Origin of the sequence: Vibrio anguillarum (genome assembly GCF_003390515.1) — a bacterium.
Lineage (GTDB): Bacteria > Pseudomonadota > Gammaproteobacteria > Enterobacterales > Vibrionaceae > Vibrio > Vibrio anguillarum.
Map to the genome: position 1 here is coordinate 1,540,636 of NZ_CP031479.1, position 23,546 is coordinate 1,564,181.

Consider the following 23,546-nt stretch of genomic DNA (forward strand, 5'->3'; position numbering starts at 1 on the left):
CTGCAGCTTAGGCTGCAGTTATCGTCTATAAATCAGTAGATAATTGAAATGCTCATTTGCAAAACTAGGAGGGTAGATGCCTCGTTTTATTAAAATATTACAAATTATTATCGCTATTGTGGTTGGGGTTTTCCTCGGCTATGACCTTATTCTACATGGCATCAGCATCTTCGATGATAAGTACGTCACAATCACCTGCGTGTTATGGGTGATGCTTGAGGCTGCATTGTTTGTGATTTATAAATTAATAGAAGATGATTGAGCCGATGTGAGCGGCTCAACACAGAACAGCGAATTTTTTGGCCAAAAAAGCCTAAGCCTCTGATTCTCGTCAGGGGCTTTTTGTTCATCTCTGATTAAGATGAATACACATAAAATAGCGTCATCAAATGAAGTGGAGTGAGTGAATGAAGCACATTCGTCGAGAAATGACTGATTTAATTAACCGTGGATTAGATTCGCACGTTCGAATTGCTGTCACGGGGTTATCGCGAGCGGGGAAAACGGCTTTTATTACCTCCTTAGTGAACCAATTACTGCACACCTCTACCCATGATAATTTACCGCTATTTTCCGCAACGCGTGACCGACGCATTGTGGGTGCAAAACGTGTCCCTCAAACTAACTTAATGGTTCCACGCTTTGCTTACGATGAAGCGATGTCACAGTTACACAGCGAACCGCCACATTGGCCTGTGCCCACTCGTGACGTCAGCGAAATTCGCCTAGCGATCAAATACAAACCTAAAAAGCGCAGTAAAAAATTATTTGGTCACACAGCCACACTTTATCTCGATATTATCGACTATCCGGGTGAATGGCTGTTGGATCTGCCTCTGCTCGAAATGACCTATGAACAGTGGTCAGAACAGCAGTTTTCAGCGCTAAGTGGACTGCGTTCCTCATTAGCCGAGCCGTGGCTTGAGGGGTTAGCTAAACTTGATGTAACGCATGATACCAATGAGCAAAAGCTTGCTTCACTGTCGATGCTGTTTACGGAGTATTTGCACGCGTGTAAAAATGCTGGTTTACATTGGGTGCAACCGGGGCGTTTTGTGTTGCCGGGAGAGCTAGAAGGTGCGCCTGTTCTGCAATTTTTCCCATGCCGTAATCCGTACGGTGAAGACAAGCCGGCTCCCAATAGTAATTACAGCATGTTAAAAGCACGCTATGAAGAATACCAAAACAAGGTTGTGAAAGCTTTTTACAAAAATTATTTTGCCACGTTTGATCGGCAGATTGTGTTAGTCGATTGCTTATCTCCACTCAATGACGGCTACGACTCCTTTTTGGATATGCGTCGTGCGCTTGAACAGATTATGCATAGCTTTCGTTATGGTCGTAATGGTTTACTCAAGCGTCTGTTTGCACCCAAGATAGACAAAGTGCTGTTTGCCGCAACCAAAGCGGATCATGTCACCCCTGAACAACACCCGCATTTGGTGTCGTTACTGCAGCAGATGGTTCATCCTGCTTGGCAAAGCGCCGCCTATGAGAATATTGAGATGAGTTGCATCAGTATGGCATCGATACAGGCCACACAAGCGGGTTTTATTGATAGCGGTGAGCGCACCATTCCAGCCTTACAAGGTGTGACGCTCAATGGCGAAACTTTGACCATTTTCCCCGGCGATGTGCCGAAAAAGTTACCTAACAAAGAGTATTGGCAGCATCAAGGGTTTGAATTCACCAGTTTTAAACCAAGAGCATTTAGCTGTGATGAACCTTGCCCTCATATCCGTTTAGATAAAGCGTTGGAATATTTAATTGGAGATAAGCTGAAATGAGTGATTTAGAAACCAAGCAAATCTTTAATCAAAAATTAGAACCACAACAGAAGAGTACGCCAGAGCTTACGGCTCAACAGCAATTTCAAAATAATGAAGCCTTCATTCCAATGCCGATCAGCAATGAAGAGAGTGCTGCGGAAAAAGAGTTGGAGCAAATCATTCGCCCACCACAAGGTCGGAAATGGCGAGCTGCGGCGTTAGTTATAAGCTTTGCAGGTTTAATCGGTTGGCAAGTTATCGATTCAGTTATCACGGCGATTCAATCAGCGGACTGGTTAGCATTAGGCTGGGCGGGATTTATTGCTGGTTTGGCATCGTTAGGCTTAAGTACCTTAATCAAAGAGCTGTGGAAGTTACGAGCACTTCGCCATCATTTTAGTATTCAAGAGCAAAGCGAACAGCTCATGCAAACCGACAGCGTTGGCCATGGGCTCGCGTTCTGCCAAGCTCTAGCTAAACAAAGTGGCATAAAAACCGAAAGCCCAGCCTATGATCGTTGGTTAAACAGCGTTAATGCTTCACACAGCGATGCTGAAATACTCGATATGTACGATGCTATGGTGGTGAGTGAACAAGATAAACAAGCAACCAAAATCGTCTCACAATATTCAACAGAAGCGGCAGCACTAGTGGCAATTAGCCCTTTAGCCATCGCAGATATGTTGTTAGTGGCATGGCGTAATTTCACTATGATTGATCAACTAGCAAAACTGTATGGAGTGCCATTGGGTTACTGGTCTCGTCTCTCTTTATTTAAGTCAGTATTGGTTAATATGGCAGCGGCAGGTGCCAGCGAACTCGCCATCGACGCCAGCATGGATCTCCTGTCTATGGATTTAGCCGGAAAAGTATCCGCGCGGGCAGGGCAAGGTTTAGGAGTGGGAATATTGACCGCTCGTCTTGGTTTGAAAGCCATGGCACTGCTCAGGCCGATGACATGGCAGCCAGACAGAAAAGTGAAATTAGGGGCGATTCGCAAACAGATCGTCGCAAGAATCGCCGCGCTTACGGTGAAATAAGCAACATTTATCAAATAATATGCCCGAATGTGAACCTCAAAACATGAGATAACTTGACGCCATACAAGGCTTGATAGAAACTACTGTCAACTTTTCCTGACACTTTTTATTAGGATTTTTAAGTGCGTCTTGAAGTCTCTTGTGAAGATAGACTCGGCCTAACCCGAGAACTGCTCGATATTCTTGCATCGAGAAACATTGATTTGCGTGGGATTGAAATCGATGTCATCGGCATTATTTACCTCAACTGCCCTGACATTGATTTTGAAACATTCAGTGAATTGATGGCTGAAATTCGCCGAATTTCTGGCGTAAAAGATGTTCGGAAAATTCAATTCATGCCCATGGAGCGGCATAACACCGAGTTAATTTCATTACTCAACAACGTGCCTGATGCGGTGCTGGCGATTGATCTGAAAGGGTTTGTTGATATGGCAAACTATTCAGCACTATCGCTGTTTAACAAAACAGAGAAAGAGGTGATAGGGCAGCCCATTTCGGCATTATTACCTTTCTTTAACCTATCACGCTGGCTTGAAGGCAACAAAGCACGACAACGTGAGGAGATCGTGCACGATGGTCTCGATTATCTGATGGAGATGATGCCTGTTTATATTACGGGTGAGTCGAAAGAATCCACCTTGGCGAGTACCATGATGATGATTCGTTCTAAAAGCCCTAGCGGCGTCGTCGATGATGCTTTGCCTTTACACAATAACCTTGGTTTTGAACATTTTGTCGGAGTGTCTAACCGCCATAAAGCGCTCATTAGCCAAGCTAAGAAGCTGTCAATGCTTGATCAACCTTTGCTTATAGAAGGCGAAACCGGAACGGGTAAAGAGATGTTGGCCAAGGCTTGTCATAATCGCTCTCACCGTGCCTCCTTTCCTTTCTTAGTTCTGAGTTGTGCTTCAATGCCGGATGATGTTGCGGAAACGGAGTTGTTTGGTCATGCGCCAGGGGCATTTAATCATCAACAAGGTCACAAGGGTATTTTTGAACAGGCGAATGGCGGTACTGTTTTTCTCGATGAAATAGGGGAGATGAGCCCTCATTTACAAATTAAACTACTGCGCTTCTTGCAAGATGGTACATTCCGCCGCGTTGGTGAGGAGCATGAAGTTCATGTTAATGTTCGTGTGATTGCCTCGACGCGTCACAAGTTGGCGGATTTAGCCGAATCAGGCGCATTTCGTGAAGATCTTTTTTATCGTCTGAATGTGTTAACTCTCCGTATTCCTACTTTGCGTGAGCGGTCTAACGACATTCAGCCATTGCTTGAACTGTTCGTGGCGAAACACATTAAGAAAATGGGTATGGCCAAACCACTACTAGCGGAAGATTTGGCGGATCAGCTCTCTCATTACCAATGGCCAGGCAACGTACGACAGTTGGACAACATGGTGCTCAGGGCGCTAACGGAGATGTCTGATAATCAGTTAACAGTGGATCTCTTCCATCTGCCACAGCTTGAAACCGTTCATACTGGCAATACCCATGTCAATCTTGATGGCTCATTAGATGACATCATGAAAGAGTATGAATCTCAAATTTTGGAACGTTTATATCAGTCTTTCCCTTCAAGCCGTAAGTTGGCCAAGCGTTTAAACGTATCACACACCTCTATCGCCAATAAGCTACGCGACTACGGAATTAGGAAAAATTGATGCAGTCATGCAGCACCTTGTCCCAAGTGTATGAAGTGGACAATGATATTTTAGTGCGAACCGCAAAACTTGAAGATGCGGAGATGATCGCCGCCTATTTTACGAGTAATCGTGAACATTTACGGCCTTGGGAACCTAAGCGAGAAGCGGCGTTTTTTGAGGCTCACGGGTGGGCGCAGCGACTGATTAAACTTGGTGAGCTGCATAAAATGCAATTAGGCTATTATTTGCTCATCATCGATATCAACAGTGGTGACATGCTTGGCACCATTTCGTTTAGTAACCTCTCGCGCTTTCCATTTTATGCTTGTAATCTCGGCTATTCGTTAGCGAAGAATGCACAAGGTAAAGGCATCATGGGCCGTGCATTAAAAATGGCGTGCCACTACATGTTTAAGGTACAAAACCTACACCGTATCATGGCTGGTTATATGCCAATCAACAAACGCAGTGAAGCGGTGTTGATGAAAATGGGCTTTCAGGCCGAAGGTCACGCTAAAAATTATTTGCTCATTGATGGCCAATGGGAAGATCACAACCTAACAGCATTGATTAATGCTGATTGGCGCCCAAGCTAATGGGTTATCGTTTTAAAAGTAAAGCGGCTATATTCACAAGTCAGCTAAAACATTAAGGAAATTCAATGTCGTATTTGCCTTTGGATCAATACCAAAGAAAATGGATTTTCACTCACCAATCAATGCCAGTTCCTGAGCAAGATCTGGTGCATATTAAACCCATGTCTCAAGCCAGAGCGGCTCAGTTTTGGCTGGAAAATATCAGTGCTCAAAGCCCAGATTCAGAGAGGTTAAGTTCTCAAGATTGGCCTCGTAAAGCAGGCAGTTGGATCAATGAAATCAGTTGGATGAAAGAATGGGAAAGTGACGATGAATCATTACCCGTTGATATTTTGGCCCATATTGATTGGCAAAATGACGTGACCGTTTATTTTTGTTATGAAAAGTACAATATTATCGAAACCCAATGGTCGGTATTTAAAAAATACTGGAAAAATTTCTTATTTTACGATGATGGGCCAATTTTATTGGGGCGTCGCCGTGCTCAAGCGTTATGGTTTGGTTCAAATGGCAAAGTCAAATTGGGTAATAGAAAGTAACGAATAAACGAATAAACGAATAAAAAGCAGCCTAGGCTGCTTTTTATTCGTTCTACAGTACTCGAAAGTTATTTAATTGATACAAACTTTATAACATCACGCTACCCATTCTTTCCTATACTGATCATAAGATATGTTCGGGAGGGCGCATGGACGATAAAATTCTCCAGTCTGTTGTTGAAATTACGGGGCAGAAAAATGCGGTGTCATTGGGTTATTGTGTCATCAGCGCTCTAGTCGAGATGTTGCCTCTGAAATCGGCCTGCTTAGAACATTATATTGGACCTCATTCCTATGTCATTGCAAAAGCTACTATCTGTAGCCGTATACCTGGAAAATTTGAAATTAACTGGGAATATGAGGGCGAGACGGTTCCAAGTTATGAACATAACCATTCTGATATCGAGCCCAAAATAGAAGATTTAGGTACAAACGGATACCATTGCATTTACCCTATTGCGATCAACGATAGTTTTTCTGCTAGGTTGTCTCTGATTCTAAAAGTTCCGCCCAAACAATATCGAATGCTCATTGAAGGCTTTGTTAAAATTTACCAAAATTACGTTTTATTATTGCATGAAAATGAGCGTGACAAACTGACAGGGTTGTTGAATCGAAGGACGTTAGAGGATAGGTTGCGCCTTAGCTTTGATGTGCTTCCTGAAACGACGACAGTAGGTTCAGTGATGCCTTGGGTTGCCATCATTGATCTCGACCATTTTAAACGGATCAATGATAATTTTGGCCATCTGATTGGCGATGAAGTTTTGCTCTTGGTGGCTCAGCAAATGCAGAATTTTTTTCTTAATCAAGAACAACTGTTTCGGTTTGGAGGAGAAGAGTTCGTCATTATTTTCCCTGCCAGTGAGTATGAGGTCGTGCTAAACAGAACCGAGAGGTTTAGACAGCACATCGAGCAGTTTCGTTTTCCTCAGGTTCAACATATCACGCTTAGCATTGGTATCTGCTCTATCTCGCCAAGAGAATATCTCTCAACGATTCTAGATAGAGCAGACAAAGCACTCTACTTCGCCAAAAACCACGGCCGCAATCAAGTACAATGTTATGAAGACTTGTTGCGTAGCGGTGTATTCATTGAAAACGAAGAGGGGGACAGTAGTGCCGAACTATTTTGAACGGTTCACCTTATTTCTTCGCCGATAGCGTGCTACCCATTGAGGCAGTGATGATCATCGTAATGGCGATCCATTGCGTTAAGCTTAATTGTTCTTGAAGAATAATTAATCCAGCTAATGCGGCGATGGCGGGCTCTAAGCTCATTAACACACTAAAGTGTTGTGTAGACAAACGCTTTAAAGCCGACATTTCTAGGCAATAAGGTACGGCGCTTGAAAGAATCGCGACAGATAACGCCATAGGCAGTATTGACCACGTAAAAATAGACGCCTCTGATAATACAACGCCGATTGGAAACGCAAACAGGGCCGCAATTGTCATCCCTATCGCAACGGTTGCGCCTCCAGAACCGACACTCCCCGCCCTTTGACCAAACCATATGTAGGCTGCCCAGCATCCGCCGGCCGCTAAAGCCAGTGCAACGCCAATCGGATCAAGTGCATCGACACCCGTTAGATCGGGCAATAAAAAAACAATGCCCAAAATAGCAAGCGCAACCCAAATCAGATCTTTTTTGCGTTTAGATGAGAGAAATGCAATGAGTAATGGCCCAGAAAACTCCAACGCAACCCCAATACCAAGAGGAATTCGTTCAATAGCAAAATAGAACATCAGTTGCATGCCACCTAGGCTTGCTCCGTAAATGATCATTGAGCGCCATTGTGAAAGAGAAAGTCGTAACTGCCATGGGCGAAAAATCATTAACAGTATTAATGCAGAGAGACCAACGCGCAGTGCAATTGTTCCACCTGGGCCAACAATAGGAAATAACTGCTTGGCTAGTGACGCGCCAGATTGAATGGTGGTCATGGCCAAGAGTAGAGTTAACACAGCCAAGAATATAGGGGATTTAATCGGTTGCATGCGCATCCATATGAAATAAAAGGAACGGGCCGATTATGCCTGAAAAATAAAGGGGTTAATAGGAACAACGAGCGGTGAATTAAAAGGGGATACCGTGAGTGCAAAACACTCACGGACCAAAAGATAAATTAAGTGGGCTTGGCTTAGTGGATGTAGAAACGAGGGTTTGCCGTTCCCCAAATCGTATACAGTTCAGGGAATATGAGCTCTGCATTTTCTTCCAGCTCACTGACAGTGATTCGGCCTTGCTTTTGCGCGCCAAACAAGGTGACTTCCTGATTAGGAAGGACGCCTTTCACATCGGTTACGTCAACCAATGTGGTGTTCATTGAGGTTACTCCAACCACCTTTGCTCGTTGACCGTTAATCAATACGTCACCGCGATTGCCCATTTTTCTTGGGTAACCATCTGAATAGCCAACAGGCAGATTTGCCAAAACACTCTCTTTGGTTACGCGGTATGTACTGTCATAGCCAACAGTGCTTCCTTTAGGAAGATGATGCAATGACGCAATACGTGTTTTGAATGAGACGATTGACGGATATTCCGGGTTAGTTGGTAAGTCGCCATATAGGACGCCGCCAGGACGTACCATATCAAGTTGTGCTTCCGGTACATTGAGAGCAGTGTAGGAGTTGGCAACATGCAAAATCAGTTCATCGCGTTTTAGGTTTGCTTGCTGAATCAACCAAGCTGAATTGGTATTAAAACTGGCCAACTTGCTGCGGATTTCGTCTGGGTTGTAATTGGGGAAATGCGTCATTATCCCAACAATTTGTATGCCACTTTGAGTAGCAATCGCAATCGATTCTTGTTTTCCTGCATCGGTTGACATATCGATACCATTGCGTCCCATACCGCCATCATTTAATGCCAAATGTACTCTTATCGTTTTACCTTTTTGCTGGCTTAGCTGAGCGAGTTGCTCAGCTTGTATTTTACTACCGATGAGCTCTTCGATATCTAACTCGACACTTTGTGCGATTTCATCAATGCTCGCAGAGCGAACACGCATCAACTGGCCTTTAAACCCGCTCTCACGTACGGCTCTAGCCTCTGCATTACTGGTAATTGCGATACAAGGGATCCCTTGCGCGAGAATAGTTGGCATTAAACCGCGAATACCGTTGCCGTAAGCATCAGCCTTCATCACGGCGCAAATTTTAGTTTGGCTGTTGATGTGGCTCTTAAACTGCTCAATATTTTGTTTGAATTGGCCAAGATCGATCTCAAGCCAAGTATTGGATTGCTGAATTTCTTGTATAGAAGGCTCACTGACGTTAAGGCTCAAAGGTGCAGAAGTCGCTGAAAAAGAGGGTAAAGCCATGGCAATTGACAGTGTAAGAAAAGAGGCTTTGAAATTCATTCTATCTCCTAGGTAAGTAAAAACAAGAAAGCCCCGTTAGGGGCTGACTCTATTTTAGTTAAGTTTGAAACGCCCCATTGCGTCTTGCAATGTGACCGATAATTGACTGAGTTCGTGGCAAGCTTGCGCCGTTTGTTCTGAACCCTGCGCGACTTCTTGTGAAGCCGTATGAATATTTTCAATGTTGCGGCTTAGTTCATCGGCAACGGAATCTTGTTCACTACAAGCACTGGCGATTTGTGTTCCCATATCCGCAATTTGAGCTACTGAGTTTTCAATTGAAACCATCAATTGCTGCGAGTGAGTTCCTTGAACGACGCAAGAGTCAATGCTGACGCGCGAACGTTCGGTTGCTTCTTTTGCTTCGCCTGCCATGGTTTGTAATTTTTCAATAATGGTTGTGATTTCGCCAGTTGAAGCTTGAGTTCTTCCCGCAAGGGTGCGCACTTCATCGGCAACAACAGCAAAGCCTCGGCCAGATTCACCAGCGCGGGCTGCTTCAATCGCAGCGTTCAGTGCCAATAGGTTTGTTTGCTCAGCGATGTTACGAATAACGTCAAGTACCACGTTAATTTGTGTGGATTGTTGTTCTAAATTTGCAACGGTTTCGCCAGCCTGACCAATAATTGTAGCCACTTGTTGAATGGAGCTCACCATCGCGGCATTGTCTGTCGCACCCTCTTTGGCTTTAGTGTTGGCACTACTTGCTTGTGATGCTGAGTCTTCCGTGTTGCGTGCTACATCGGCCACTGCGGCTTTCATTTGCGTCATCGCTGTTGCGACTTGTGTGATCTGATATTGCTGCTCTTTCATACCTTGAGCTGAGATATTGGAGATTTGACTCATCTCTTCCACAGCACTGCTTAGTTGTGTTACAGCGGAGATGATCTCTTCGATCAGTTGACGTAAATTGTTCTGCATCTTTTGTGAGGCATCGGCAAGTTCACCTAATTCGTCATTGCCAATAGCATTACGATCGATCTGTTTTGCTAAGTTACCTTCTGCAATCGCGTTTGCTTGGTCAACAACTAATCGTAAAGGTCCACAAATTATGCGAGTCAAGAAGAGGGTGATAATGACCATGACGACGATAATGGAAACATTACTGATACTTGATGAAGTGTTCAGTGTGTCAACTGCTTTAAGAATATAGCTTTTGTTGCCATCCATTGCTTTTTGCAAGATGCCAATCAGCGTTTTTATGTCGGCTTCAATATGACGAAAATTATCGAGAGATTGGTTTAGCAGTTTATGCGCACTATTTTTGTCATTGTTCGCTAAAGCCTGATTAAACTGAGTCATGATCGTTGTGTAACTATCCCAATTAGCCATCAAACTCTTGAATGTTTGCTCCTCTTCTCCTGGCCAAACACTTTTTCCATACTGTTTTAAACCTGCATCAACCTCTTGTTGTAATTGACGGCTAGTCACTAGGCGTTGTTTCACTTCGTTTATATCATCGGTGAGCAAGGAAGCAAACTGCGTACGACGCCAATAGGAGAGTTTATCTCCCATTGAATCTACGTGTTGTAGTGCAGGCAGTGTATCGTCGGCAAAATTCACCAACTGACTTTTGACTTCTTGGAGTTCGCTATATAAAAACCAAGCGAAGAGGATGTTGATTAAAGCGATGAGGCTAAATGAGCCTGCAATTTTCTGTCTGATGGATAGATTTTTTAAAAACATGAATGAGTTACCTTTGATTGTTTTTGTCAAAAGTCGCTTGAGCGAACAACATCCATTTACCGACAATGTGATCTACATCCTAATTGGTCGCGGATATTATCATGTTATCTATAAATTGACGATACCTATACTATTAAAGTAGCAGATGTTTGATTGTGCAAAGATAAAACGATTGATTAATTTTAATGATGTGAGGGTGGTTGATTATTGGTTTAACACCTAAGAGTGGTGAGAGGATTTGCAAGCGACCCCTCATTCTGAGTATTTGCCTTAGTGGTAATCGTTGTTCATTGATCTAACACCAAACTTTTTGCTGAGTAACTGTAACATAATGGCAACGTTGTTCGAGATTCAAGTACACCTCTAATTATCGTTTCTATGAGTACTCAGGAAGAGTTTATATGGTGCGTCCTTACTTAAAATTTATCATCCCTATTTTAGTTCCATTACTTATTTTATTGTTGCCTATGACCGCTTTCCCTTTTGAAGGGATGACCGTAATACAGCAGCGAGTGATTGCCATCTTTTTGCTCGCCGCTCTTTGTTGGGTATTTGAACCGATCCCAATCTATGCCACATCGGTAGTCGTGATCGTGCTAGAGCTCCTAATGGTATCGGATAAAGGTATCTGGTTTATGAGGCTTGCTGAGGGAGAAGCTCATTTTGGTGGCTTGCTAAAACATACTGATATCATGGCGACGTTTGCCAGCCCAATTATTATGTTGTTTTTGGGTGGCTTTTTCTTAGCCATGGCCGCCACTAAGTATCGCTTGGATGTCAACCTTGCACGAGTGCTGCTCAAACCATTTGGCCAGAATCCCAAGTATGTCATGTTAGGCTTGATGTTAATTACTGGCATCTTCTCGATGTTTATGTCCAATACCGCAACAACAGCGATGATGCTTTCCATCTTAACGCCAGTCATCGCAGTGTTTGGCCCAAAAGATCCAGGGCGAATTGCTTTTGCTTTGTGTATTCCGGTCGCCGCTAATATTGGCGGTATAGGTACGCCAATAGGTACTCCTCCCAATGCGATCGCATTGAAATATCTGGTCGGTGAAAATTTAATTACCTTTGGTGAATGGATGGCCTTTGGGGTGCCGTTTGTGATCATAATGATGGCACTCGCATGGGTATTGATTAGCGCCATGTTTAAAGCAGAGCAACAAAAAATTGAATTGACCATTAAAGGTAAATTTTTAAAAACACCAAAAGCCATTATTGTGTATGTCACATTTGCTCTGACCATTCTTCTTTGGTTGATGGGCTCAACCCATGGTATGAACTCTTATACTGTTGCACTGATACCCGTGGCTGTCTTTTCTCTTACTGGCATCATCAACAAAGAAGATCTAAAGAAAATTTCTTGGGATGTGCTGTGGTTAGTGTCTGGTGGTATTGCGCTAGGACTTGCATTAGACAAAACGGGGTTAGCACAACTAGTGGTGAACAGCATTCCTTTTGCGCAGTATTCACCTTACGTTGTTTTATTTGGTGCGGCATTTTTGTGTCTCATTATGGCCAATTTTATGTCACATACCGCCACCGCGAACTTATTAATGCCGATTATGGCCGCGCTTGGTGCTTCAATGACTTCGCTTACTCCACTAGGTGGAGAAATCACGTTGATTCTCGTGGTTACCTTTGCTGCATCACTTGGTATGTCATTACCTATCAGTACACCACCTAATGCGTTGGCGCATGCTACCGGGCACGTTCAAAGTAACCAAATGGCTAAAGTAGGGGTTGTCCTCGGTGTGATTGGGGTGCTGCTCAGTTTTGTTATGGTTTGGTTACTTCATGCGGTTGGTCATATCGGTTAGGTAGCATTATGTCGGATAAAAGACTTGTTGCACTCATTGATCGTTATTTTCGCCATCCTGAACGGATGGTGAAACTGCCTTCGGGAAGAATTGTCATTGAGCAAGAAGGTTATAATGATCGACTCTATTTCGTATGGTCGGGAGAATTGAGTGGCTATTACAATGAAAAAGGCGATAAACCGATAAAAGTTTTTTCAGCCGGTGCGGGTGCTTTTATTGGCGTGCACAGTTTTTTTTCTGGTGAATGGATAGCTTCTTCAACAGTGGTGGCTGAATCTACGGTAGAGCTTGCCTGGATCGACCGAACTACGGCCGTCTTAGAAGAAGATCAATATGGACCTTTAACCGCCCAGTTTACCCCCGTTATTGTGAATGAATTATCCCGCCGTCAACGACGTGCAACTCAAGAATCAGTGGCAAAAGAAAAAGCATTAGAAAGGTTATATTCGGCTGAGCAAATGACGACCTTGGGCCAGTTAGCGGCGGGCATTGCCCATGAATTGAACAATGCCATCGGGGTAGTGAGTAGCAAATCTGAGCGATTAGAAGTGCTGTTTATGGAGCTGCTCGAAGAGGTTCATCCTGAAGCGAGCCTCTTTTTCGATTTTGGCTTGATGTATGGTCAGAAAGTATCGTCAAACGAAGCTAGAAGGCGAGGTGCTCTTTTCGAAAAGCAATACGCCCTGCCTAAAAATGTGGCAAGAGATTTAGCAAAAGCGGTTCCAGAAGACTACTTATCTTCGCACTGGCTGAAAAATCCACATTTAGCTATCCGTTATTGGCAAATGGGCCGTGACTTGCATGATTTACGTTTGGCCTCTAAACATACTGTTGGCATTGTTAAATCAGTAAAACAACTGGGCCGAACTGAAATAAATCAAGATGAAGAGTTCGATATTAACGATACGATCAATCGAGCATTGGCGCTATTACAGAGTGATTTACGACGTGTCAGTGTTCGTATTAGGCCTGCTGCGTTACCCTTATTTAAAGGATCTCAGACAGAGCTGGTACAAATTTGGGTAAACATCATCAAAAATGCCTGTGATGCGATGGCTAACATAGCAGAGCCAATCATAGAGATACAAACCAAATTAAGTAAACAACGTATATTGGTAACCATTGCTAATAACGGTCCTGAAATTAACGAAGCCACTAGACGGAAAATATTCCAACCAAGCTTCACCACCAAAAAAGGAGGGTTGTCGTTTGGTTTGGGACTAGGATTATCAATAGTGAAACGCATTGTTTCTGGGTATGGTGGAAATGTCGTACTCAAAAGTGACAATGAAAGAACAATATTTAGAATTAAATTACCCACGGAGAGCGATTATGGAGAAGCTTAATATCATTTGTGTCGATGATCAAAGGGAAGTATTAAGTGCGATACTGCAAGATCTTCAACCACTCACTTCTTGGTTGAATATTGAAGATTGTGAATCGGCTTATGAAGTATTGGATCTAATGGATGAGTTTGACGAACAAGGTGAGCATATTGCGCTGCTGATGTCAGATCATGTGATGCCAGGAAAGACAGGAGTCGAATTATTAACCGAGGTCGCAGCAGATTCCAGATTTAAGAAAACAAAGAAAATTCTGTTAACAGGGCAAGCAACACACACAGATACGATCAATGCGATTAACACTGCAGGTGTAAATAGGTATTTTGAGAAACCATGGAATGCGAAAGAGCTGGTAGATTGTGTTCGCACTTTAGTGACAGAATTCATCTTTGAAGTAGGTTTAGATTATAAAGACTATCACAACGAATTAGATCAGAAAATAGTGCTAGCAAAACTGAGATAAGTGAATAATGCCCAAATAACTTTAACGGCGGCTATTAAAGTGTTTGGGTATTAATCGATGATATTAAAATGGCCAATAAGCTTGTCATCAGCATTCAATATTTGTCCTTGAGAAGATTCTTCATCATAAATAAAATTGAGATGAAGAGTGTCTAAATTGCAATTTATCTGACTTAATATATGACGTGTCAATATGTCACTATTAAGTTGATGAATAGTCGCATTCCAAGAGCAATGTTTAATATTAAAATGAATATTCATAGTGAGCGTAATTTTTGTGTTGCTTTAGATTTAGCAAACCAAAAACGCTTTCTACCAGTTGTACGAGACATAGTAGATCTCCTTTGTAAAAATGAAAATATTACATAGATAGAAATAGGATTGTCAAAACGGTTTATGCAAAAATGGCTGAATGTTCGAACGGGATAAGCAGAGGGAACGGAGCAGAAGTTTGAGCGATAACGTTGATAACTATAATTTATAATCTAGGTAAAAATAAGAGCGCTGGCGTGGTGCCAACGCTCACACATTCATGCGAAATTATTCAGCACGTACGTTAGCAGCTTGAGGACCTTTAGCACCTTGTTCTACAACAAAAGATACTTTTTGGCCTTCTGCTAAAGTTTTGAAACCTTCAGAAGCGATAGCGCGGAAGTGTACGAATACATCTGGACCGCCGTTGCTTTGAGAAATGAAACCAAAACCTTTAGTTTCGTTGAACCATTTTACAGTGCCAGTAGTAGTGTTAGACATGTTATGTCCCTTATAAAAATAAAAAATTTTAAAATACAGGTGTTGCTTTGAGACGAATTATTTAAATGAGACCATGAAACTAGAGGACACTTTGAATTGAATCTGAAAGGGAACTTTGGCTTACTTGTTACATTAATAACCCTGTTCAACAGAGCGGACACATAATCGCATGGTCCTCAATCAAAGTAAAGCATTTATTTTAAAATAATTGAGCATTAGGAATCTGAGCAGGTTATTCGTGATTTTTGTTACTTTTCAAACCATTTTTAGTAAACATTATCAGTGATAAGGCTCTGCCTATCTTTGGGGTTTTTATCTTTTATTTTTAATATCAATCGGTTGTGTTTTATGTATTTTTAATTTCTATCATCTGTGTGGCTATTTATTTTCTATTTTATCAATTTATAGGAAAGGTGACATAGGTCACGCCTGTTCCTTGTCTAAATTGACTACTGTCAAGTTGACATCCCTCTTTGGGGGTATGATTTCCTTATGGAATACGATGCGCATCACATAAATGCAACGTGTTCTGTTAAAACCACATCCGTTGAGATTTGTGAGGAATAATGAATATTAAAAAAAGAATGATAGTGGGAGTTCTTGCTATTGGGGTGCTGCTCGGTTGGTTAAGCCTTGGAGGGACTCATGTCATCTTAGAAAAAACGTCGAGTACGGAATTTTGTCTCTCTTGTCATACTATGCAAGCACCCTTTCAGGAGTATCAAGGCTCGGTACACTTCAGCAATGCCAAAGGCATCCGTGCAGAATGTGCTGATTGCCATATCCCCACTGATACTATGGATTATTTAGTCACTAAAATCAGGGCGTCCAAAGATATCTATCATGAGTTCATTACCAAGAAGATCAGCACACCTGAAAAGTATGAAGCGCATCGAGCCGAGATGGCTGAAACTGTCTGGGCGCAATTAAAAGCGAACGATTCTGCGACCTGTCGTTCATGTCACAGTGAAGATGCGATGGAGATTTACGACCAAACGGCGCAAGCACAAAAAATGCATCAGTACGGTATCGACAATAATCAAACCTGTATTGATTGCCATAAAGGTGTGGCACACATGCTTCCTGAAGTCAAAATGGACAGCCAAGCATTAGCCCATTTAGTCGAAGAGGCAAAGTTAACCCCTGTGGGCACTTCTATTGTTTATGCGATGCAATCTACGCCCATTTCTGATTTCGGAACGATCAATCCAGCGACGCCGCTGAAAGTATTGAATGAAAGCGATGGCAAGCGCACCGTTGAATTGAGTGGTTATCAGATGCAAGGTGCAGAACAAGTCTTGTATATGGGTGAAGGTAAGCGTGCTGTGATTGCTATGTTAACTGAAGCAGGGCAAAAAGCATTGAGCGTAAAAGAGTATAACGAAGATGCCTACGGAAATCAGTGGCGTCAAGTAACACTTGCCGGGGACATCGACACGCCAGTGTTGGGAAAAATGGATTCGCTTTGGGCATACGCTGAGCAATTGGACAATGTTTACTGTTCAACATGTCATGCCAAAATTCCGAGTAACCATTTTACGGTTAACGCGTGGCCTTCTGTGGCAAAAAGTATGGGGGACCGTACCTCTATTTCCGCAGAGGATCTAGAAATCCTCACGAAATATTTCCAATACAATGCGAAAGATGTTGTTGCCCAATAAAAAATGAAATAAGGATTCAGTGATGACTACTCTCACACGTCGAAGTTTTCTAAAAAGCGCTGGTGCAACTGCAGGTGCGGTCGCTATTTTTTCGGTTAAACCCATGCCAGTTCTCGCTTCCGCACCGCGAGGAGCTGGTGTACTGACTGCTGGGCGTTGGGGCGCTATGCTGGTTGAAGTTAAGGATGGGAAAATTATTTCCTCCAAGAATGCATTGCCGCAAACCGTACCCAATAGTCTACAAACCTCAGCGCCAGATCAAGTGCATACTCAAGCGCGGGTCAAATACCCGATGGTGCGTAAAGGTTTTCTAGCCAATCCCCATATGCCAGGTGGTAAACGAGGAGACGATGAGTTCGTCCGCGTTAGTTGGGAAAAAGCGCTGCAATTAATCCACCAACAGCATGCCCGTATTCGCACTGCTTATGGAGCCGAGTCAATTTTTGCGGGCTCTTACGGCTGGCGATCCAGTGGGATTTTACATAAAGCCCAAACCCTACTGCAACGCTATATGAGTATGGCGGGAGGCTATTCGGGTCATTTAGGTGATTATTCTACGGGTGCTGCGCAAGTCATCATGCCTTACGTTGTAGGCTCAATAGAAGTGTATGAACAACAAACAACTTACCCTGTTGTACTTGAAAGTAGTGATGTTGTGGTGCTTTGGGGGCTTAACCCTATTAATACACTGAAAATAGCATGGAGCAGTACCGACGGCGCGGGGCTTGAGTTTTTTAATCAACTCAAACATTCTAAAAAAACCATTATCGCTATCGATCCTATGCGTTCGGAAACCATCGAATTTTTTGGTGAAAACGCTCAGTGGATTGCACCGCATCCTGGTACTGACGTTGCGATGATGTTGGGGATCGCCCACTCATTAGTTGAAAAGGGCCAACATAACCTCGAATTTTTGAATAAATACACCGCTGGTTACGACAAGTTTGAAGCTTATCTGCTAGGTCATTCTGATGGCACGCCAAAGACAGCACAATGGGCTGAGGCAATTTGTGGCGTTCCTGCCAAACAACTAGAGCTATTGGCTGATATTTTTAGCAAAAATAGAACCATGATCATGGCTGGTTGGGGAATCCAACGTCAGCAATATGGTGAACAAAAACACTGGATGCTTGTCACTCTGGCTGCAATGCTAGGGCAGATCGGTTTACCCGGTGGTGGGTTTGGTTTTTCATATCACTATTCCAATGGCGGTAACCCAACGCGGACTGCGGGTGTTTTACCTGCTATATCAGCGGCCATTGATGGTGGTTCATCTGCGGGTAATGATTGGGCCGTTTCTGGAGCAGTAAATAGTTTTCCTGTGGCTCGTATTGTAGAAGCGTTGGAAAACCCATCCGGTCAATATCAACACAACGGGCATGAGAAAACGTTTCCTAACATCAAAATGATCTGGTGGGCGGGCGGTGCAAACTTTACTCATCATCAAGATACCAACCGTTTGATTAAAGCGTGGCAAAAGCCGGAACTCATCGTTATCTCTGAGCCTTATTGGACCGCGGCCGCAAAACACGCTGATATTGTACTGCCCATCACGACGTCATTTGAGCGTAATGATCTCACCATGACAGGGGATTATAGCAATCAACATTTAGTGCCAATGAAACAAGCAATTGAGCCTCAATTTGAAGCGCGAAATGATTTTGATGTATTTGCTGATATGGCGGAGCTGTTAAAACCGGGCGGACGTGCAGTGTATACGGAAAATAAATCCGAAATGGAATGGTTGGCTGGTTTCTATAAAGGAGCTCAAGCTATCGGTCGCCAGAATCGGATTGCAATGCCTAACTTCAGCTATTTTTGGAAACAAAATCAGCTCATTGAGATGAAATGGAACGAAGCGAACGCGAAGTTTGTGCGTTATTCCTCTTTCAGAGAGGATCCTATCCTGAACCCTCTTGGTACACCAAGTGGCAAGATTGAGATCTTCTCCAAAACCATCGAAGGCTTCAAATATAGCGATTGCCCGCCACATCCTATGTGGATGCCGCCAACGGAGTGGGTAGGGAATGCTCAAGCCGATGAACTGCAATTGATGACATCGCATGCGGCTCATCGTCTCCATAGCCAGTTAAACTACGCGGCACTACGCGAGCAATATGCGATAGCAAACCGTGAACCGATCTGGATTCATCCAGAAGATGCAAAAGTTCGAGGGATTAAAGATGGCGATCTTGTTCGTGCTTATAATCAACGTGGCCAAGTCTTAGTTGGCGCGCTGATCACGGATGGAATTAAGCAAGGTTCGGTCTGTATTCATGAAGGGGCATGGCCTGATTTTGATAAACCTCATGGTTTATGTAAAAACGGAGGATGCAACGTACTGACCGCTGACATACCTACTTCAAGGTTAGCCAATGGCTGTGCTGGTAACTCTTCAATTGTGAAAATAGAGAAATATACAGGAGAGCCACTTCCTCTAACCGCATTCACACCGCCCAAAGGCGCGTAAAAGCAAAAAGGCCACTAGATGAGAGTGGCCTTTACTTTTTAATCAGAGAGTCGTAGTCAGTGAGTAATATCAGCTCGCCGCGATTTTGTTTGTTCTACGAGGTCTATTTTGTCCAGCCGATCCGCTTCTCGTGGGTTGGTTTGCACTTGGTTTGTTGCTGTTTGAACGAGTGGAATTGGCCGCTTTCGGCTTTCTGTCATTAGTTTTGGTATTCGCGCTTATGCTGTGACCTTTTGCTACATCACCAGAGCGCTGTCCGTCATTATGTTCTGGTTTGTTCTTTTTCGGCTTTTTCGCTTTAATCGGTTGTAGCGAAGGAGATGCCGGTAATTTGTTCACTGGCGCAAAGCCTTCAACCTCAATTCGTTCTAGTAAATTTTGGGTAAGGCGCTCAATGGCAAACATGTCTTTTGCTTCATCGGCGCAGACCAAAGAGATCGCATTGCCTTCAGCGCCTGCGCGGCCTGTACGGCCAATTCGGTGAACATAATCTTCAGGGACGTTAGGCAATTCAAAGTTTACCACTTGTGGTAATTGGTCAATATCAATGCCGCGAGCGGCAATATCCGTTGCTACTAAAATGCGGATCTCACCACTTTTAAAATTGGCCAATGCCTTAGTACGTGCGCCTTGACTTTTGTTGCCATGAATAGCGGCGGCGCTGATGCCACTGCCTTCAAGTTGTGCGGTTAAGCGATTAGCGCCGTGTTTAGTTCGTGTAAATACCAACGCTTGTTGCCAATTATTTTCTTTGATTAGTTGAATCAATAGCGCTGGTTTTTTCGCTTTATCTACAGGATGCACCCACTGTTTGACGGTTTTGGCGGTACTATTGCGTGGCGTAACCGAAATCTCGACTGGGTTGTTAACTAACCCTTTCGCAAGTTGGCGAATTTCATCAGAGAAAGTGGCCGAAAAGAGTAGGTTTTGACGTTTTGCTGGCAGCAGTGCAAGGATCTTTTTAATGTCACGAATGAAGCCCATGTCTAACATGCGATCCGCTTCGTCTAAGACCAAAATTTCTAATTGGTTAAATTTAATCGCATTTTGGTTGTATAAATCCAGCAGTCGACCCGGTGTCGCGACCAAAATATCTACTCCACGACGCATTTTCATCATCTGTGGGTTAACTTTCACACCGCCGAAAATAACTTCAGAGCGTAGTGGAAGGTTTTGTCCGTAAGTTGCCACGTTGTCGGCAACTTGCGCCGCTAATTCACGTGTCGGCGTCAGAATTAATGCACGCACTTGGTTGGGGCCTACTTTTGGGCCTTTAACTAATAGATCCAAAATGGGCAGGGTAAATCCTGCTGTTTTCCCGGTACCTGTCTGGGCCGCTGCCATCACATCTTTGCCTTCAAGAACGGCTGGAATAGCTTGCGCCTGAATTGGCGATGGTGTTTCGTAACCTTGAGAAGCAACGGCTTTCAGGATGGCATGGGATAAACCCAGAGAGGCAAAACTCATTAAAATGTCTCGATATGTAAATAAGGAAGTGATCCGCATCACGTTGCGGAAAGGCGCAAGCATACAGTAGTCACAGCAAAAGTGCTACGGAATGTCTCTGTTTGCCACTTGTCAGTAACAAATAGTGCGTATTTTCTTCCGAGAACATTAGAATTATTAATTTCAATGTAACCGGTTTCCGAAACCGGTTACATTTTTGCGATAATCGTTTATGATGTCACGCAAAGTAGCAAAGCGATGATGTATTTCTATACAACGTGTCCACATGGCGTGAAATAGCATATTAGATCGACATAAGGGTACATTGAGTCAGCAAATGAAGACGAGGTAGATGACGATGGCAACGAATGGTTTTCCAAAAGATTTTTTATGGGGTGGGGCTGTAGCAGCACATCAAGTTGAAGGTGGATGGAACCAAGGTGGAAAAGGAGTCAGCATTGTCGATGTGCTCTCAAAAGGAGCGCATGAAGTACCTAGGGTGATGACCTCCGGTGTGGATGCAAATTATTTCTATCCTAATCATGAAGCCGTTGATTTTTATAGTCATTACAAAGGTGACATTGCACTTTTTGCTGAGATGGGTTTTAAATGTTTTAGAACCTCAATTGCTTGGACTCGTATTTTTCCACAAGGTGACGAAGTCTCGCCCAATGAAGCAGGGCTACAATTTTATGATGATCTTTTTGATGAATTGCTGAAATACGGCATTGAGCCAGTTATTACGCTTTCGCATTTTGAGATGCCATTCCACCTTGTACAACAATACGGGGGATGGGCAAATCGCAAGCTTGTGGATTTCTTCGTTAACTTTAGCCAAGTGGTGATGGAGCGTTATAAACAGAAAGTGAAATACTGGATTACCTTCAATGAGATCAATAACCAGCGAAATTGGGAATTCCCACTGTTTGGCTACTGTAACTCAGGGGTGATCTTCACTGAACATGACAACCCAGAGCAGGTGATGTACCAAGTTATGCATCACCAATTTATTGCCAGTGCTTTAGTGGTCGATCTTGGTCATAAGATCAACCCTCAATTTCAAATGGGTAGCATGATTCATATGATGCCGCTTTATCCCGCGTCGTGTCGTCCAGAAGATATGATCCGCTCTCAAGAAATGATGAGAGAGAAGTACTTGTTCAGCGATGTGCAAGTCCGTGGCTATTACCCAAGCTATATTTGGCGTGAATGGGAGCGAAAATCGATAACCGTTGATATGCTCGATGGCGATGAAGCTATACTGCGTAAGGGTTGTGCCGACTACCTTGCGATCAGCTATTACATGACGAATATTGTCTCTGATGATCGCAACGCTGAAGGCGAAACAACCAGTTTATTCAAACAAAGTCGCTTAAACCCTTATCTCACCGCGTCTGATTGGGGATGGCAAATTGACCCGGTAGGGCTTCGCTACGCGCTTTCTGAACTGTATGAACGCTACCAGAAACCGATTTTTATTGTCGAAAATGGTTTTGGGGCGATCGATGAAGTCGATGAGCAAGGCCAAGTGCAAGACGATTATCGGATTGAGTATTTACAAGCACATATACGAGAAGTGAAGAAGGCCATTGCTATAGACGGCGTTGATGTCATGGGCTATACCCCTTGGGGCTGCATCGATTGTGTGTCGTTCACCACTGGTGAATATAAAAAACGTTACGGTTTCATTTATGTAGACAAACACGATGATGGTTCTGGTTCAATGGCTCGCAGTAAAAAGAAAAGCTTTTACTGGTATCAGTCCGTGATCAAAACCAATGGCGAACAATTATAAACGTAGAATAACAATAATAATTGTTGATTGAGAGCGTTCATCCAGCTTAGGAAATTAGGTAAACTCCCTCGGCTTCCAAGAGTCGGGGGTTTTTATTAGGAGTCACCATGGCGACAATCAATGACGTTTGTAAAGCTGCGGGCGTGTCTAAAGCCACCGTATCGCGCGTACTCAATCAAACTGGCCAAGTAAAAGCAAGTACGCGAGAAGCCGTTTTACAAGCCATGTCCACCTTGGGTTATCAACCTAATGTGTTGGCGCAAGCATTAGCCACAAACAGTGCAAATGCGATTGGGCTGATACTTCCTCAGTTTCAAGGGAGTTATTTTGGCAGCTTATTGCATCAAGCAGCACAAGGTGCCGAGCAAGCACGTAAGACCTTACTTGTCATGGACAGTCACGATAATGCGACAGGCGAATTAGCAGCAGTGCGCTCATTGCTCACTCAGCGTTGTGACGCCATCATGCTTTACAGCCGCCATTTGTCAAATCATGAGCTGGCATCATTGCAATCTGATGTTTCAGTGCCACTGATTGTACTCAATCGAACCTTGGAAGAGGTCGGTTTGCATAGTTTTGGTTTTGAGCAGCATCAAGCCGCTTCTTTAGCGATTAATCACTTGCTTGAACTTGGCCATCGCCGCATTGCTTGCATCACTAGCCCTTTGGACAGTGATACAGGACAACAGCGATTTGCTGCTTACCAGTCAGGCTTGCAGCAGACTGGTATTAAGCTCAATCACACGCTCGTTGTTGAAGGTGATAATTCTATGCTGGCGGGTTATGTCGCGGTTCAACGGTTATTAGAACAACAGAGTGAGTTCAGCGCTATTTTTGCCTGTAACGATGATATGGCACTAGGAGCAATGCGCGCACTTTACGAACATGCCATTTTGGTACCTAATCAGGTCTCTGTGATGGGGATTGATGATGAGCCTGCGGCTGCGTATTCGGTGCCCAATCTCTCAACAATATCGCTTCCCATTGAGCAACTGACGAAGGACGCAGTAGCCTTAGCCCTACAATTGGCTGAAGGGAAGGGCTCGGATGATGCCAAGATACATCGCTATCTAGGTAAGCTAGTGCTTCGAGAATCAACGTGCGCACCTTAAGAGGCCTCGCAGATTAATGACTCATTGAAATAAT

Annotated in this window: 20 protein-coding genes; 14 read left to right on the plus strand and 6 right to left on the minus strand. The window is 43.6% G+C overall.

Annotated features, from left to right (window positions below; genetic code table 11):
- Positions 1–76 precede the first annotated feature (76 nt).
- The 7 genes from DD616_RS11110 (at position 77) to DD616_RS11140 (ending at position 6,729) form a co-directional block, all read left to right on the plus strand.
- Positions 77–262, plus strand: coding sequence for a hypothetical protein (locus DD616_RS11110; protein ID WP_010320694.1), 186 nt, complete (start codon positions 77–79; stop codon positions 260–262).
- 145 nt (positions 263–407) lie between these two features.
- Entirely contained in the window at positions 408–1,787 is a 1,380-nt protein-coding gene (locus DD616_RS11115; RefSeq protein ID WP_208872298.1) for a YcjX family GTP-binding protein, read from the plus strand.
- Positions 1,784–2,809: a YcjF family protein gene (locus tag DD616_RS11120; RefSeq protein WP_208872299.1), complete on the plus strand. Its 1,026-nt coding sequence runs from the start codon at positions 1,784–1,786 to the stop codon at positions 2,807–2,809. Before DD616_RS11115 ends, DD616_RS11120 begins: the two co-directional genes overlap by 4 nt.
- Positions 2,810–2,931: 122 nt before the next feature.
- Complete coding sequence (tyrR, locus tag DD616_RS11125) at positions 2,932–4,476, plus strand: transcriptional regulator TyrR (RefSeq protein ID WP_208872300.1); 1,545 nt, start codon at positions 2,932–2,934, stop codon at positions 4,474–4,476.
- Entirely contained in the window at positions 4,473–5,054 is a 582-nt protein-coding gene (gene rimJ / locus DD616_RS11130; protein WP_170907967.1) for a ribosomal protein S5-alanine N-acetyltransferase, read from the plus strand. The genes tyrR and rimJ overlap by 4 nt, the downstream gene beginning before the upstream one ends.
- A 65-nt stretch (positions 5,055–5,119) precedes the next feature.
- Positions 5,120–5,593: a DUF2947 domain-containing protein gene (locus DD616_RS11135; RefSeq protein WP_010320690.1), complete on the plus strand. Its 474-nt coding sequence runs from the start codon at positions 5,120–5,122 to the stop codon at positions 5,591–5,593.
- A 149-nt stretch (positions 5,594–5,742) separates the two neighbouring features.
- Complete coding sequence (locus DD616_RS11140; RefSeq protein WP_094131948.1) at positions 5,743–6,729, plus strand: GGDEF domain-containing protein; 987 nt, start codon at positions 5,743–5,745, stop codon at positions 6,727–6,729.
- A 10-nt stretch (positions 6,730–6,739) separates the two neighbouring features.
- Here the strand turns inward: DD616_RS11140 and DD616_RS11145 are convergent, their stop codons facing one another.
- The 3 genes from DD616_RS11145 to DD616_RS11155 all read right to left on the minus strand — a co-directional run bounded on the left by DD616_RS11145 (position 6,740) and on the right by DD616_RS11155 (position 10,647).
- Positions 6,740–7,594 (minus strand): EamA family transporter, encoded by an 855-nt coding sequence (locus DD616_RS11145; RefSeq protein WP_096036417.1) that lies wholly within the window; start codon positions 7,592–7,594, stop codon positions 6,740–6,742.
- Between the two features lie 143 nt (positions 7,595–7,737).
- Entirely contained in the window at positions 7,738–8,961 is a 1,224-nt protein-coding gene (gene alr / locus DD616_RS11150) for an alanine racemase (RefSeq protein WP_013856786.1), read from the minus strand.
- Positions 8,962–9,015: 54 nt separating this feature from the next.
- Entirely contained in the window at positions 9,016–10,647 is a 1,632-nt protein-coding gene (locus tag DD616_RS11155; RefSeq protein WP_026028720.1) for a methyl-accepting chemotaxis protein, read from the minus strand.
- Positions 10,648–11,051: 404 nt separating this feature from the next.
- Between DD616_RS11155 and DD616_RS11160 the strand changes: the two genes are divergently transcribed.
- Genes DD616_RS11160 through DD616_RS11170 form a run of 3 tightly spaced genes read left to right on the plus strand, consistent with a single transcriptional unit; the run spans position 11,052 to position 14,276 of the window.
- On the plus strand, positions 11,052–12,470 hold the full coding sequence (locus DD616_RS11160; RefSeq protein WP_026028719.1) for an SLC13 family permease: 1,419 nt from the start codon (positions 11,052–11,054) through the stop codon (positions 12,468–12,470).
- A gap of 8 nt (positions 12,471–12,478) precedes the next feature.
- Positions 12,479–13,816 carry an ATP-binding protein gene (locus DD616_RS11165; protein ID WP_208872301.1) on the plus strand — a complete coding sequence of 446 codons (1,338 nt, stop codon included), beginning with the start codon at positions 12,479–12,481 and terminating at the stop codon, positions 13,814–13,816.
- Positions 13,803–14,276: a response regulator gene (locus DD616_RS11170; protein ID WP_010317964.1), complete on the plus strand. Its 474-nt coding sequence runs from the start codon at positions 13,803–13,805 to the stop codon at positions 14,274–14,276. The genes DD616_RS11165 and DD616_RS11170 overlap by 14 nt, the downstream gene beginning before the upstream one ends.
- 50 nt (positions 14,277–14,326) lie before the next feature.
- Here DD616_RS11170 and DD616_RS17340 read toward each other — a convergent pair whose 3' ends face one another.
- Entirely contained in the window at positions 14,327–14,536 is a 210-nt protein-coding gene (locus DD616_RS17340) for a hypothetical protein (RefSeq protein ID WP_013856790.1), read from the minus strand.
- A gap of 279 nt (positions 14,537–14,815) precedes the next feature.
- Positions 14,816–15,028 (minus strand): transcription antiterminator/RNA stability regulator CspE, encoded by a 213-nt coding sequence (gene cspE, locus DD616_RS11175; RefSeq protein ID WP_010317961.1) that lies wholly within the window; start codon positions 15,026–15,028, stop codon positions 14,816–14,818.
- Positions 15,029–15,594: 566 nt separating this feature from the next.
- Here cspE and DD616_RS11180 point away from each other — a divergent pair.
- Both DD616_RS11180 and DD616_RS11185 read left to right on the plus strand, forming a co-directional pair.
- A complete protein-coding gene (locus DD616_RS11180) occupies positions 15,595–16,689 on the plus strand; it encodes a NapC/NirT family cytochrome c (protein WP_017047590.1) in 1,095 nt (364 codons plus the stop codon).
- A 22-nt stretch (positions 16,690–16,711) separates the two neighbouring features.
- The gene (locus tag DD616_RS11185) at positions 16,712–19,159 is read left to right on the plus strand and encodes a molybdopterin guanine dinucleotide-containing S/N-oxide reductase (RefSeq protein WP_208872302.1); all 2,448 of its coding nucleotides are present in this window, start codon (positions 16,712–16,714) and stop codon (positions 19,157–19,159) included.
- A 69-nt stretch (positions 19,160–19,228) separates the two neighbouring features.
- Here DD616_RS11185 and DD616_RS11190 read toward each other — a convergent pair whose 3' ends face one another.
- Positions 19,229–20,626: a DEAD/DEAH box helicase gene (locus DD616_RS11190; protein WP_459560164.1), complete on the minus strand. Its 1,398-nt coding sequence runs from the start codon at positions 20,624–20,626 to the stop codon at positions 19,229–19,231.
- Positions 20,627–20,963: 337 nt separating this feature from the next.
- Here DD616_RS11190 and DD616_RS11195 point away from each other — a divergent pair, with 337 nt between their 5' ends.
- Positions 20,964–22,400 carry a 6-phospho-beta-glucosidase gene (locus DD616_RS11195; RefSeq protein ID WP_026028850.1) on the plus strand — a complete coding sequence of 479 codons (1,437 nt, stop codon included), beginning with the start codon at positions 20,964–20,966 and terminating at the stop codon, positions 22,398–22,400.
- 107 nt (positions 22,401–22,507) lie between these two features.
- Complete coding sequence (locus DD616_RS11200; RefSeq protein WP_013856795.1) at positions 22,508–23,512, plus strand: LacI family DNA-binding transcriptional regulator; 1,005 nt, start codon at positions 22,508–22,510, stop codon at positions 23,510–23,512.
- The last annotated feature ends 34 nt before the right edge of the window (positions 23,513–23,546 follow it).